Here is a 12,287-nt window from a genome sequence, read left to right on the forward strand (position 1 = left end):
TGATGTAGACCACAAGGGTCGGTCCGTGGTGATCAGTGGTGGATCGGCCCTGCTGCCGCGGAGAGTCGTTGCCCGGCGCCACCCCAGCGCTGGGCGATGATCTCGGCGGCGATGCTCACCGCGGTCTCCTCCGGCGTCCGCGCGCCGAGGTCGAGACCGATCGGGCTCGCCAGTCGCGCCACCTCTTCCTCGGTCAGTCCCGCTTCCCGCAACCGCTTCAGCCGGTCGTCGTGCGTGCGCCGCGATCCCATCGCCCCGATGTACGCGACCTGCGGAAGCCGCAACGCGACCTCCAGGAGCGGTACGTCGAACTTCGGGTCATGCGTCAGTACGCAGATCACCGTCCGGTCGTCGATCCGGCCGGCCGCCGCCTCGCCCGTCAGGTACCGGTGCGGCCAGTCGACAATCACCTCATCGGCAAAGGGAAACCGGGACGCGGTCGCAAACACCGCGCGGGCATCGCACACCGTCACCCGGTAGCCGAGGAACGCGCCGAGCCGTCCAACCGCGGCCGCGAAGTCGATCGCCCCGAACACCAGCAGCCGCGGCACCGGCGCGTACGACGACACGAAGACCCGCATCCCCTCACCCCGCCGCTGCCCGTCCGGCCCGTACTCCAACGTCTCCGACCGCCCGTTCGCCAACAACCCCCGCGCATCGTCAAGCACCGCATCATCAGCCCGATCCGACCCGAGCCCTCCCCCCGACGCATCCGGGCGCACGATCAGCCGACGTCCGATCCGTGCCGGGTCGGGATGTGCGACGACGGTGGCGACCGCGACCGGGCGGCCCTCGGCGATGTCGATCGCCACCTCCCCCAGTTCCGGGAACGACGTACGGTCGACCTTCTCGACGAACACGTCGATGATGCCGCCGCACGTCAGCCCGACCGCGAACGCGGACTCGTCGCTCACGCCGTACCGCTGCAGCACCGGCTCGCCCGACTCGAGGATCTCCTCGCCGAGCTGGTAGACCGCGCCCTCGACGCAGCCGCCCGACACGCTGCCGACCACCTCCAGCTCAGGACCGACCAGCATCACCGCACCCGGCGGCCGCGGCGCCGAGTCGAACGTCGCGACAACGGTGCCGACGGCAACCGATTCGCCGGCCTGCCACCACGCCAGCAACCGGTCGAGGACGTCACGCATCGGCCACCACCTCCAGAAGTTCGGCGAAGCTGGCCAGGCTGTGCCCGGCAACGAGGTCGTCCAGGTGCGGCAGTACGGCGACGATCCCGGTCTGCACCGGCTCGTACCCGCGCTTGCCGCGATGCGGATTCAGCCACACCACGCGATGCGCCAACCCCGCCAACCGCTGCAGTTGCGCACCGAGCAGCGACGCGTCGCCGCGCTCCCATCCGTCGCTGCACACCACGACGACGGCCCGCCGCGCCGTACCGCGTTGACCCCAGCGATCCAGGAACACCTTCAGCACCTCACCCAGCCGCGTCCCACCCGACCAGTCCGGTACGACGTCGCCCGCCAACCGCAGCGCGAATTCAGGATCGCGGTGCCGCAGAGCCGGGGTGACGCGGGTGAGCCGCGTGCCGATGGTGAACACCTCGACCGACCGCGGCGCCTGCTGCACCATCACGTGCGCGAGCCGCAGCAGACTGTCGGCGTACGGACGCATGGAGCCGGAAACGTCGATCAGTACGACGACCCGCCGCGGCCGGACGCCCCGGCGGCGGTAGCGGACGCGGCCTGGTTCGCCCACCTGGCGCAGTTGGGCGCGCAGCGTCCGTCGCGGGTCGATCTCGCCGCGATGCGACGGTCGGCGACGGTTCGCCCGGCGGATCGGGGTCTGCGGGCGAAGGGTGCCGAAGAGGCGGGCGAGTTCGGCGCGGTCGACGGCGGACAGTTCGGCGACGTCGCGGTGTCTGAGGACTTCCGTCGTACTGGCGGAGACGTTGAGAGTGTGGTCGCCCTCGGTTTCGTCCCCACCCTCGCCGAGGTTCGCCTGGACGGACGATTGCGGGGTGCGGCTCGGGACGACCCCGCGCGACCGGTTTCCGGTGAACCAGGCGGCGAACACCTCGTCGTACCTCGCGGTGTCGTCGGGCCCACTGCAGAGCGCGGCGCGGCCGGCCCAGTAAACGTCCGCGGTCAGAGCGGCGTCGAGAGCAGCAACGGCCTGCAGGAAGAGCTGCACCCGATCGGCCGTCACCGCGAGCCCAGCATGCCGAAGCGCAGTAGCAAACCCAGCAAGCGCAAGATCCGGCGCGGCGGGCGGGTGGTCGGCTTTCGCGGCGCCGGCGTCCTGCGGGGCAGTCATCGGTGTCTCAGCTCGCCAGCAGGCGGTCGAGGGATTCACGGACGCGGTCGGTGTCCTCGCGGTACTTGAGGACCGCACCGAGAGTCGCGGCCGCCGTCTCGACGTCGAGTACGTCGGCGCCGAGCGCATCCAGAGCACGCGCCCAGTCGAGGGTCTCGGCGACACCGGGCGGTTTGAGCAGGTCGAGGTCGCGCATCCGCTGCACCGATCGGGTGACCTGCTCGGCAAGCCGCGCGGACACCCCAGGCAACCGGGTCCGGACGATCTCGATCTCACGCGCCAGGCCCGGATGATCGATCCAGTGGTACAGGCACCGACGCTTGAGCGCGTCATGCACCTCGCGGGTGCGGTTGGAGGTCAGCACGACGATCGGCGGTACCTCAGCGGTGATCGTCCCGAGCTCAGGAATCGTCACCTCGTACGTCGACAACACCTCGAGCAGGAACGCCTCGAACTCGTCGTCGGCCCGGTCGATCTCGTCGACGAGCAGTACGGCGGGACTTTCGCGGAGGGCCCGCAGTACCGGACGGGACAGCAGGAACCGCTCGTCGAAAAGGCTTTTCTCGACCTCTTCGACCGCCGCGTCGGAGCTGGTCGCCTCGACGGTGCGCAGATGCAGGATCTGGCGCGGAAAGTCCCAGTCGTAGAGCGCCTGCGAAGCGTCGATGCCCTCGTAGCACTGCAGCCGGATCAGGTTCAGGTCGAGGGCCTCGGCGATGGCGGCCGCGAGTGAGGTCTTGCCGGTGCCCGGCTCGCCTTCGAGCAGCAACGGGCGATGGAGCGCGAGCGCAAGATACCCGACCGTGGCCAAGCCCTCTCCGGCTAGATACCCGGTCGCCCGCAGACGCTCGGCCAGATCAACGGCCGAGCCGACGGCACTCACTCCTTCAGCATTCACCTACTTCCGACCCTTGCCAACCCTCACAGGTCAGCCATGACCTGGCGGCAGGTCCCCCACGGTGTCGACGTCCACCCCGTCCGCGAGGTCCGAACACTCCACCAATTCGACCCGGTGCTCGCGCAGGTACCCCCGCGCCCCCTCATCGCCCCGCGCCGACGCGATCACCCCGTCCCAATGCGCCCGCCCGATCACCACCGGATGCCCCGGCACGCCCTGGTACGTCGCCCGCACCAGCGCGTGCTCCGCAGCGCGATCCGCAACTCGCCGTACCGCGGCCGCCGTCAGCCCCGGCACATCCACTGTCACCACGACCACCGCCTCGGACAACGTGTTGATCGAGCGAAGCCCGGTGCGGAGGGACGCCGCCATCCCCTCGTCCCAATCGCTTGCCTCGACGACCTCGACAGGCTCGTCGGACAGCGCCGCGCGAACCTGATCCGCGGACGCTCCGACGACCACCACGACCGGTGAGCATCCCGCCTCGGTGAGTAGACGGGCCGTACGGACCACCCACGTCACCCCGTCGGCGTCGCGGATGAGTGCTTTCGGCGTACCCATCCGACGCCCCGCGCCCGCAGCGAGCACCAGTCCCGCGATCTTCACACCGGCAGCGTACTGATTTCACACTCTGAGCAGTGACGTCTGCCACGCGGCGTACCGCGACGGTCGTGCGACGATATCTGACGTGACGACGATCGCAGACGGCTCGAAGTCCCTTCCGTTGCTGTTCCTCGGGCAGAGCACCGACCCGCACTCCGAGCGCGGTGTCGAGTGCCCGGGCGCGCTCCCGCCGGCGTCCGACCCGGACCTGGTCGAGCGGGCGCTGAAGGCGAAGGCGGCGCTCGGTGACCAGGTGTTCGTGCTCGGGCACCACTATCAGCGCGACGAGGTGATCCAGTTCGCGGACGTCACCGGTGACTCGTTCAAGCTCGCCCGCGACGCGGCGGCCCGCCCCGACGCGCCGTACATCGTGTTCTGCGGCGTGCACTTCATGGCCGAGTCCGCGGACATCCTCACCAACGACGAGCAGACGGTGATCCTGCCGGACCTCGCGGCCGGCTGCTCGATGGCCGACATGGCGCGCATCCAGCAGGTCGAGGCCGCCTGGGACGCGCTCGCCGACGCCGGCGTCGCGGACGTGACGGTGCCCGTCACCTACATGAACTCGAGCGCCGACATCAAGGCGTTCTGCGGCCGCAACGGCGGCGTCGTGTGTACGTCGAGCAACGCGGAGACCGCCCTGAACTGGGCGTTCGAGCAGGGCGAGAAGGTGCTCTTCCTCCCGGATCAGCACCTCGGCCGCAACACCGCCGTACTGCAGCTGGGCCTGTCGCTCGACGACTGCGTCGTGTACGACCCGCACAAGCCGGGCGGTGGCCTGACCCGCGAGCAGCTCGCTGCCGCGAAGATGATCCTGTGGCGCGGGCACTGCTCGGTGCACGGCCGCTTCACCGCCGAGTCCGTCGACGACGTCCGCGCGCGGGTCCCCGGCGTGAACGTGATCGTCCACCCCGAGTGCCGCCACGAGGTGGTCACGAAGGCGGATCAGGTCGGCTCCACGGAGTACATCATCCAGGCCCTGGAAACCGCCGAACCCGGTACGTCGTGGGCCGTCGGCACCGAACTCAACCTGGTCCAGCGCCTCGCGAAGCAGCACCCCGACAAGAACATCGTCTTCCTCGACAAGACGGTCTGCTACTGCGCCACCATGAACCGCATCGACCTCCCGCACTTCGTCTGGGCCCTGGAGAACCTGGTAGCCGGCCACGTCGTCAACCCCATCAAGGTCGACGCCGACACCCAGCACCACGCCAAGGTAGCCCTCGACCGCATGCTCGCCCTCCCAGGCAAAACCGCCCGCGACTAACCACCGCCGCCAGCCCCCAACACGATGGGATATCCCTTCGTGTTGGGGGCTCTCCGTTGGTATTAGAGGGGAGAACCCACAACCGCAGTGGATATCCCCTGGTGGGAGTTGTCCACAGATATGCTGTTACGGCGTCCGGACGGCTGCTGATCGGTGGATGCTTGGTGGGTGAACGAGCGGCTCAGACTGATCGCAGCGCAGCAGGGCGGCGTGTTCAGCCGTCGGCAGGCGCTCGCCAGCGGACACACCCACGAGCAGATCGTCCGTTGCCTGCGGGACGGCAGCTGGGAACAGATCCGGCGCGGCCAGTACGCCGAGAACATCGACCTGACTGTTCTGCCGCCGTGGGAGCGCGCCCGCTGGATGCACCTCCGCCAGGTGCACGCGGTGATGAACGCGATGCGCCCGCGCTCCGTTGCCGTCAGCCATCAGTCGGCGTTGGTCCTGCACGGCATGCCGATCTGGGGCCTCGACCTCAGCCGGGTGCACGTCACTCGGATGGACGGACAGTCCGGCGGGCTCGTTGCCGGCGTACAGCATCACCTCGGCGTACTGACCGCCGCCGACCTGACTGTCATCGACGGCCGACTCGTGACCAGCGTGGCACGGGCAGCTCTCGAATCCGCGTGTACGACGTCGTTCGAGGTGGGAGTGGTGGGCTTTGACGCTGCCCTTCGCGCCGGCCACCTCGGCGATGACGACGTACTGCGCTTGCAGTCCGCGATCACGTTCTGGCCTGGATCAGCAACGGCCCGGAAGGCACTGCAGTTCGGCAACGGACTGTCCGAGTCGGTCGGCGAGTCGCGCCTCCGGGTCCTCATGTACGAGCACGGGATGCCGGAGCCCAGACTGCAAACCGAGTTCCGGGATCGCCACGGACTCATCGCCCGGGTCGACTTCGACTTCGACGAATACAGCACGGTGGTCGAGTTCGACGGCGCGCTGAAGTACGACGGCGGATCCCCCGAGATTCTGATCCGGGAGAAGCGCCGCGAGGACCGCCTCCGCGCCATCGGCCTCACCGTCGTCCGCACCGACTGGTCCGACTTCGACCACCCCGCCGCCCTCGCAGCCGGCCTCCTCCAAACCCTCAACCGCCACCGCCGACCGGCCTAGCTCTCACACCGCCCAACGAGCCGCCACCCGACGGCCACACACCGACCGCAGGCACCGGGCGCACCCGCGCTCAGCATCCGCGCGTAGCGCCTGAGTGCACCTGCACGCACCAGCTGCATTTGAGGGGATATCCGTTCGTGTTGGGGGTTCTCCCCTCTAATACCAACGGAGAACCCCCACGACCGAGGGATATCCCCTGGTGTGAGACGCGGTACGGCGGGCGCGGTCCGGCGGTGTGCGGTACGGCGGCGGTGGTGTTAGCGGGAGACGCGGGCGGGGGTGTACCAGGCGGCCAGGAGGTCGGGGAGGCGGTCGGGGCCCCAGCGGTCTACTGGGGTGATTCGGCCGTGCAGCGATGCCAGGCCCTTGGCGAGTTCGCCTACTACGTCGCCTTGCCAGGGGACGGTGATGCCTTCGTCGGGGCCGACGATGACGGCGGGGCCGCCGCGGTCCACGCAGACCACGGGGCAGCCGGAGGCGAGGGCTTCGGTGACGGCCCAGCCGGCGGCTTCGCGGAACGCGGGGGCGAGGAGTGCGTCGGCGCGGAACATGGCGGCCAGGACTTCCTCGCGGGGCAGGGCGCCCATGAACTCGACGCGGTCGCGGACGCCGAGCTGCCAAGCCAGGCTTTCCGCGCGTCCCCAGTCGGGGCCGTCGCCGATGATGCGCAGCTCCCAGTTGGCCGCCTCGGGGCGGGCCAGCGCGCTGATCGCGAGCAGGACGCCCTTCCACGGGATCAGCCGCCCGACGAACAGCGCGGTCTTCACACCGGCAGCACCGAACGGCTCATAGGGACCGGACGCGGTGAACCGCCGGATCGCCACGTTCGGCTGCACCACGATCTCCCGAGCGTACGGCGCGAACGCCTCGGCGACATCGTTGTTCTGGGCAACCATGAGGTCGGCGGTCTGCGCCATCCGCCGCCCGGTCGCGCGGCGCCGGAACCCGGTGTACGCACGTCGTACCAACTCACCGACCACACCGCGTCCGCCGAGCCAGTGCGCCATCGACAGCGGCGCGCTCGTCGACCCGCCGACCGGTCCCCAGATCACCTTCGCCGAAGAGGGTTCCACCACGCCGGCGCCCATCCAGTCGACCGCGAAGGTCAAATGATGAATCACATCGAACGACTGCTCCGCATGCAGGCGCCGCGCCGTACGCCGCGCCAGCCCCTGCCACAGCGGGTAGTACCAGTACACGTCCGAGGGTCGCCGGCGCATCCGGAGAATCCACCGAGGCATCTCCAGCGGTACGACGGTCAAACCGGGTACCGGCCGCGCCGCGAGCTCCTCCTCGATCTCGTGCACGAACTTGCCCCGGGTCAGCAGCCAGACGTCGTGGTCCCGGGCCGCGGCCTTCGCCCACGCCCACCCGGCGCCCGGCTCGGACCCGCCCGTCGGCCGGCAGGCGTACGCGCTGAGCAGTACCTTCGGCCGGCCGTACATCAGCTCATCCCCTCCAGGAGCCTGCGGAGATCGGTGCTCGAGGTCGAGGCGGTGTACGGGAAATAGTGCACCTGTGCGCCCACCTCACCCAGCAGCCTTTCCAGTCTGGTCCCCTTTTCCGTTCCCTTCCAGTCATCGCCCTTGAAGAGAACGTCGTACCGCAGCTGCTGCCACATCTCGAACTTGTCGCTGGACCAGTCGCTGACCACCTCGTCGACGAGGTCGAGGGCTCGGATGACATCCATCCGTTCGTCGTGCGGCACCACCGGCGGCCGGCCCTTGATCCGGGTGACCACATCGTCCTCGACGACGCCCGCGATCAGGTGGTCGCAGTACTCGCGGGCGCGGCGCAGGATGTTCAGGTGCCCGATGTGGAACATGTCGTACACCCCGGGCGCGTAGCCGACGATCGCCATCAGGCGCGCACCTCCAGCACGGCCATCTCCCGGTACCACTTCCCGACCGCTGCCGCGAGGAACAGCAGGTTCAGCGCCAGCAAGGCGCCGTACAGCACGACGAACAACGACGGCGTACCGAAGGCCAGGAACACCAAGCACAGTACGCCGTAGTCGGTCGGTGCGATGAGCAACGACTTGACCACGGAATCGCCGCGCTCGTTGGGCGTCCCGCCCGCGCCGTGCCGCCGACGGAGCTGGTCGATCAGGATCAGCCCGAAGAACAGCACCGACGACACACAGACGTACGCCAGCGGGATCAACAGAGCCAGATCGTTGTCAAAGGCATCGAAGCGGTAGAACGAGATCAGTACGGCGCTGTGCAGCAGCACGATCTTGACCGCGTCGATCATGTGGTCGAGCCACTCCCCCAACGGCGATCCACCGCCGCGCAGCCGGGCCAGCTGCCCGTCCGCGGAGTCCAGCCCGTACCCGAGCACGAGCAACAACGTCACCACCAGCGCCAGGCCGAGTGACGGGCGCACGCAGGCCAGCAGCACGATCCCGACCAGCGAGCAGAACCCGGACGCGAGGCTCACCTGGTTCGGCGTCCGCTTCCCGAGGAACGCCGCGGCCGCGAACACCCGCCCGATCCGCCGGTTCACGAACCTCGAGTACGCCGGCGTACCGGCCGACGGCTTCTGCGCCCGGGACAGTTGCGCGACAGTCTCCCGCAACCCACTCATGCGACGTTCGAACTGCGGGACTGCCGCTGGTCGATCGCGGCGCGCAGGATCGGGCTGCGGGAGCCGCGGCCGGCGGGCAGGACGGTGATCAGCCCGGCCGGAATCCCGTCGAGCTCGCCCACCCCCAGTACGCCGTCCGTGGCACTGGCAGCGAACACGGTCTGGACCCCCAGTACGCCGGTCAGCCACTCGGACGGTACGTCGTCCACGACAACCACCTCGTCGACGCACCGCAGGTGCTCGACGATCTGCGCCCGCTCGAGCAGCGGCACGAACGGCCGCCCGCCCCACGCGTCCAGCGCCCAGTCGTCGGACAGCACCGCCACCACGAGGCGGTCGCAGTGCCGCCGCGCTCGCTCGAGCACGTCGACATGACCTACGTGGAACAGGTCGAAGACCCCGGCCACACATCCGAGCCGCGGCACACTACCGACGCGGCCCACACTTCCATCCCCCAACGCAAACTCCTGAATTCCGTCCGGCCCGACGCTGCCCCCCGCGTCATCGCCCGCGACTTTATACCCGTGGTCCCGTGCGCGCCCGGCCGCTGGCGGGGTGCCGGGCGATCGCATCGGTGTAGATCCTTTCCGTGGCCTCCAGGTCGCGCTCCGGTGTGAAGCGTTCCAGGTAGACCTGACGGGCTCGTTCGCCGAAGGCTATCGAAGTCTCGGGATCAGCCACCAACCCGATCGCCTTCCGCAAGCCTTCCGGGTCGCCGGGCGCGGTCAGCGCGCCGGATTCGCCGTCGTCGACGAGCTCCGCGAGCGCCCCGAGCCGGGACGCGACCACGGGCACCCCGTGCGCGAAGGCCTCCACCACCACGAGCCCGAAGCTCTCATACGAACGCGCCGGTACGACGGCGACGCGCGCGGACCGCAGCTGTTCCATGCCGTCTGCCCAAGGCAGTTGACCAAGCACCTGAATCGACAGGTCTTTCCGAGCGCGCTCCTCGGCCGCCGCCCGCAGCGGACCGTCGCCCACCACAACCAGTCGGCCGAGCGACGAGTCCCACGCGTGCAGGAGGTCCGCGAACCCCTTGTCCTCGCTCAACCGCCCGAGGAACACCACCGCATCCCCCGCACCGCCGCGCACCGCACCCGAATGCGGTACGGCGTGCGGCTTCACCACGAACCGCTCCGGATCGAACCCGGCCGCGGCGTATCTGTCCCGCACGAACTCGGACGGTACGACGAACGTCCCGACGTACCGCTGCCAGGTCTGCAAGGCGTTGTGCACGCCGATGCTCGTCGCCAGCGGCAACGTCTGCACCCGCGAGTCGCGGTAGCAACCGTGCTTCACGGCCGCCAGCGGAACCTTGCCGATGCAGGACTCGCACGGTCCGCCGTCGCGCTGCAGGACGCCGTTCGCGCACAGCAGCCGGAAGTTGTGCAACGTCGCCACGACCGGAAGGTCCAGCCGGTACGCCGCCCGCAGGACCGAGGGACTGAACAGCGGGAAAGTGTTGTGCACATGCACCACATCGGGCCGCTGCGCCTGCAATAGCTGTGTTAAATCGCGTTCCGCCGAAAATGACCAAACGGAGCGGAACGGTAACAGTGCGCGATCTTTTCGCCCCATCTCGGCGATGTCGTCGCTGTTCCGGGCGTACAGGTCGATTTCATGTCCTGAGTTACGTAACAAATCAATCGTTTGCGCGACAACCGTGTTCTCACCACTGGGTTGACCGGTCCGGTAACGGTTGTGCAACATGGCGACCCGCATGGCACTACCTTAAGTCCCGCAGTAACTACACCCTGGTCTCGCCCGCTCCCAGGAGAGTGCATTGAGGAAGTTGTGGTTCGCAGCGCTCATCGCTGCGGCGGCGGCCGTCGTCACGGTCGCGGTGCCCGTCATCGCCAATGAGAACAAGGCAACGACCGCGGCGAAGTCCGAGGACGCGGAGCAGGTCGCGTCCCGTGTGCTGCCCTCGCACCGCCCCGGCAAGACCACCACCGCGAAGCCCGGCACGACCAAGCCGAAGACCACAGCCACCACGGCACTGCCGAAGAAGCCCGGCACGACGACGCATCCGACCCGCAAGCCCACCACGTCGGCGACGCCGACCAAGCCGGTCGAGCCCAAGCTCCCGAAGCCGCCCGGCGTCGACTCCGACGAGGCCGGCCCCGCCGTCGCCGGACCTTGCGTTGGCACGGTGATCAAGCCCGGCCAGAACGCCCAGTCGATCGTGAACTCCAAGCCGGCCGGTACGACGTTCTGCTTCGCGGCCGGCCTGCACCGGATCAGCGACACCATCCGCCCGAAGGCGAACCAGGTGCTGGCGAGCGCGCAGCGCGCCGTACTCACCGGGTCGGTTCCGCTGACCGGATGGGCGAGTTCGGGGTCCGTCTGGGTGGTGCGGGGCGCGCTGCCGTCGGCGTACGGCAAGAGCGGTGAGTGTGAGGACAACAAGGCGAACATCTGCTACCTGCGGGAGCAGTTGTTCCTCGACGACACGCACCTGACGCGGGTCGGGAGCGTCGCGGCGGTCAAGGCCGGGAAGTTCTACGCCGACTACGCGGCGAACGCGATCTACCTCGGCAGCAACCCGGCCGGCCACGAGGTCGAGATGTCGAAGACCGCCACCGCGATCGAGTCCGGCGCCACCGGCGTGGCCGTCCGCGGCCTCACCATCGAGCACTTCGCCAGCGCACCGCAGGCCGGGGCGCTCGTCTCCGGGCCCAGCTGGAAGGTCACCGCCAACGACGTCCGCTGGAACCACGCGGTCGGCGTGATGCTGGTGAAGGCGAACAGCACCAAGGTCGACAAGAACCTGATCCACCACAACGGCCAGCTCGGCCTCGGGCAGTACAGCTCGGCCGCGGCCGCCGTCACCCGGAACGTGATCAGCTCGAACAACACCGACGGCTTCTGGATCGCCGACTGGGAGTCCGGCGGCATCAAGTCGACCCGCTCCTCCGGCACCGTCAGCGGCAACGTGATCAAGTCCAACCTGGGCATCGGGATGTGGGCCGACGTCGCCGACGACGGCCGGGTGATCAGCGACAATCAGATTGTCGGCAATGCGGCGGACGGCATCCGGTACGAGATCAGCCGCAACGGCACCATCGAGGGCAACACGGTGACCGGCAACGGCTTCGGCACCGGCCGCGGATCCGGTACGTCGCTGTGGGACGGCGGCGGGATCAACGTGAACACCTCGACCGGAGTCACCATCAAGGGCAACCGGGTCTCGGGCAACGTGAACGGCGTGACGATCCAGTCCCGGACCCGTGGCAGCGGACCCTGGGGTACCTACCTGCTGCGTGACGTCCAGGTCAGCGGGAACACCATCGAGATGACCGGCGGGACCCAGGCCACCGGCATGGTCCAGAACTCCGGCGCCACGGTACCGGCCGGCGAAGTGGTGTTCAGCGGCAACAAGTACGTCCTCGACGACCTCGGCACCCAGCGGTTCGCCCGCTTCGGCACCAAGCTCACCGCGGCCGGCTGGCAGGACGCCGGATTGGACAAGATCGGCAGCTTCCTCGCGAACTGACCGCTTGCCATTCGCAACATGTTTGTGCGCTACGTATTGCCATGACT

12 protein-coding genes are annotated in these 12,287 nt (G+C 68.9%); 3 read left to right on the top strand and 9 right to left on the bottom strand.

The window, feature by feature from the left end; translation table 11 throughout:
• Positions 1-32: 32 nt before the first annotated feature.
• Genes E0H45_RS26565 through E0H45_RS26580 form a run of 4 tightly spaced genes read right to left on the bottom strand, consistent with a single transcriptional unit; the run spans position 33 to position 3,778 of the window.
• Positions 33-1,148, bottom strand: a complete 1,116-nt coding sequence (locus E0H45_RS26565; RefSeq protein ID WP_131342270.1) for an XdhC family protein — start codon at positions 1,146-1,148, stop codon at positions 33-35.
• Positions 1,141-2,274 carry a vWA domain-containing protein gene (locus E0H45_RS26570; RefSeq protein ID WP_131342272.1) on the bottom strand — a complete coding sequence of 378 codons (1,134 nt, stop codon included), beginning with the start codon at positions 2,272-2,274 and terminating at the stop codon, positions 1,141-1,143. Before E0H45_RS26570 ends, E0H45_RS26565 begins: the two co-directional genes overlap by 8 nt.
• A gap of 7 nt (positions 2,275-2,281) precedes the next feature.
• Positions 2,282-3,157, bottom strand: coding sequence for an AAA family ATPase (locus E0H45_RS26575; RefSeq protein ID WP_131343842.1), 876 nt, complete (start codon positions 3,155-3,157; stop codon positions 2,282-2,284).
• Between the two features lie 45 nt (positions 3,158-3,202).
• A complete protein-coding gene (locus tag E0H45_RS26580) occupies positions 3,203-3,778 on the bottom strand; it encodes a nucleotidyltransferase family protein (RefSeq protein WP_131342274.1) in 576 nt (191 codons plus the stop codon).
• A gap of 82 nt (positions 3,779-3,860) precedes the next feature.
• On the opposite strand from E0H45_RS26580, the gene nadA reads away from it, so the two are divergent.
• Both nadA and E0H45_RS26590 read left to right on the top strand, forming a co-directional pair.
• Positions 3,861-5,042 (top strand): quinolinate synthase NadA, encoded by a 1,182-nt coding sequence (gene nadA, locus E0H45_RS26585; protein ID WP_131342276.1) that lies wholly within the window; start codon positions 3,861-3,863, stop codon positions 5,040-5,042.
• A 168-nt stretch (positions 5,043-5,210) separates the two neighbouring features.
• Positions 5,211-6,158 carry a type IV toxin-antitoxin system AbiEi family antitoxin domain-containing protein gene (locus E0H45_RS26590; RefSeq protein WP_131342278.1) on the top strand — a complete coding sequence of 316 codons (948 nt, stop codon included), beginning with the start codon at positions 5,211-5,213 and terminating at the stop codon, positions 6,156-6,158.
• 257 nt (positions 6,159-6,415) lie between these two features.
• On the opposite strand, the gene E0H45_RS26595 is transcribed toward E0H45_RS26590, so the two are convergent.
• From E0H45_RS26595 to E0H45_RS26615, 5 genes are all read right to left on the bottom strand, one after another.
• Positions 6,416-7,603, bottom strand: a complete 1,188-nt coding sequence (locus tag E0H45_RS26595) for a glycosyltransferase family 4 protein (RefSeq protein WP_131342280.1) — start codon at positions 7,601-7,603, stop codon at positions 6,416-6,418.
• A complete protein-coding gene (locus tag E0H45_RS26600) occupies positions 7,603-8,019 on the bottom strand; it encodes an FAD synthase family protein (protein ID WP_131342282.1) in 417 nt (138 codons plus the stop codon). Before E0H45_RS26600 ends, E0H45_RS26595 begins: the two co-directional genes overlap by 1 nt.
• Positions 8,019-8,744: a CDP-alcohol phosphatidyltransferase family protein gene (locus E0H45_RS26605; protein ID WP_131342284.1), complete on the bottom strand. Its 726-nt coding sequence runs from the start codon at positions 8,742-8,744 to the stop codon at positions 8,019-8,021. Before E0H45_RS26605 ends, E0H45_RS26600 begins: the two co-directional genes overlap by 1 nt.
• Positions 8,741-9,187 (bottom strand): adenylyltransferase/cytidyltransferase family protein, encoded by a 447-nt coding sequence (locus E0H45_RS26610; RefSeq protein ID WP_238155299.1) that lies wholly within the window; start codon positions 9,185-9,187, stop codon positions 8,741-8,743. Before E0H45_RS26610 ends, E0H45_RS26605 begins: the two co-directional genes overlap by 4 nt.
• A gap of 73 nt (positions 9,188-9,260) precedes the next feature.
• Positions 9,261-10,466: a glycosyltransferase family 4 protein gene (locus E0H45_RS26615; RefSeq protein ID WP_131342286.1), complete on the bottom strand. Its 1,206-nt coding sequence runs from the start codon at positions 10,464-10,466 to the stop codon at positions 9,261-9,263.
• Positions 10,467-10,527: 61 nt separating this feature from the next.
• On the opposite strand from E0H45_RS26615, the gene E0H45_RS26620 reads away from it, so the two are divergent.
• The gene (locus E0H45_RS26620; protein ID WP_238155301.1) at positions 10,528-12,240 is read left to right on the top strand and encodes a right-handed parallel beta-helix repeat-containing protein; all 1,713 of its coding nucleotides are present in this window, start codon (positions 10,528-10,530) and stop codon (positions 12,238-12,240) included.
• Positions 12,241-12,287: the final 47 nt, after the last annotated feature.

Origin of the sequence: Kribbella soli (assembly GCF_004331345.1) — a bacterium.
GTDB lineage: Bacteria > Actinomycetota > Actinomycetes > Propionibacteriales > Kribbellaceae > Kribbella > Kribbella soli.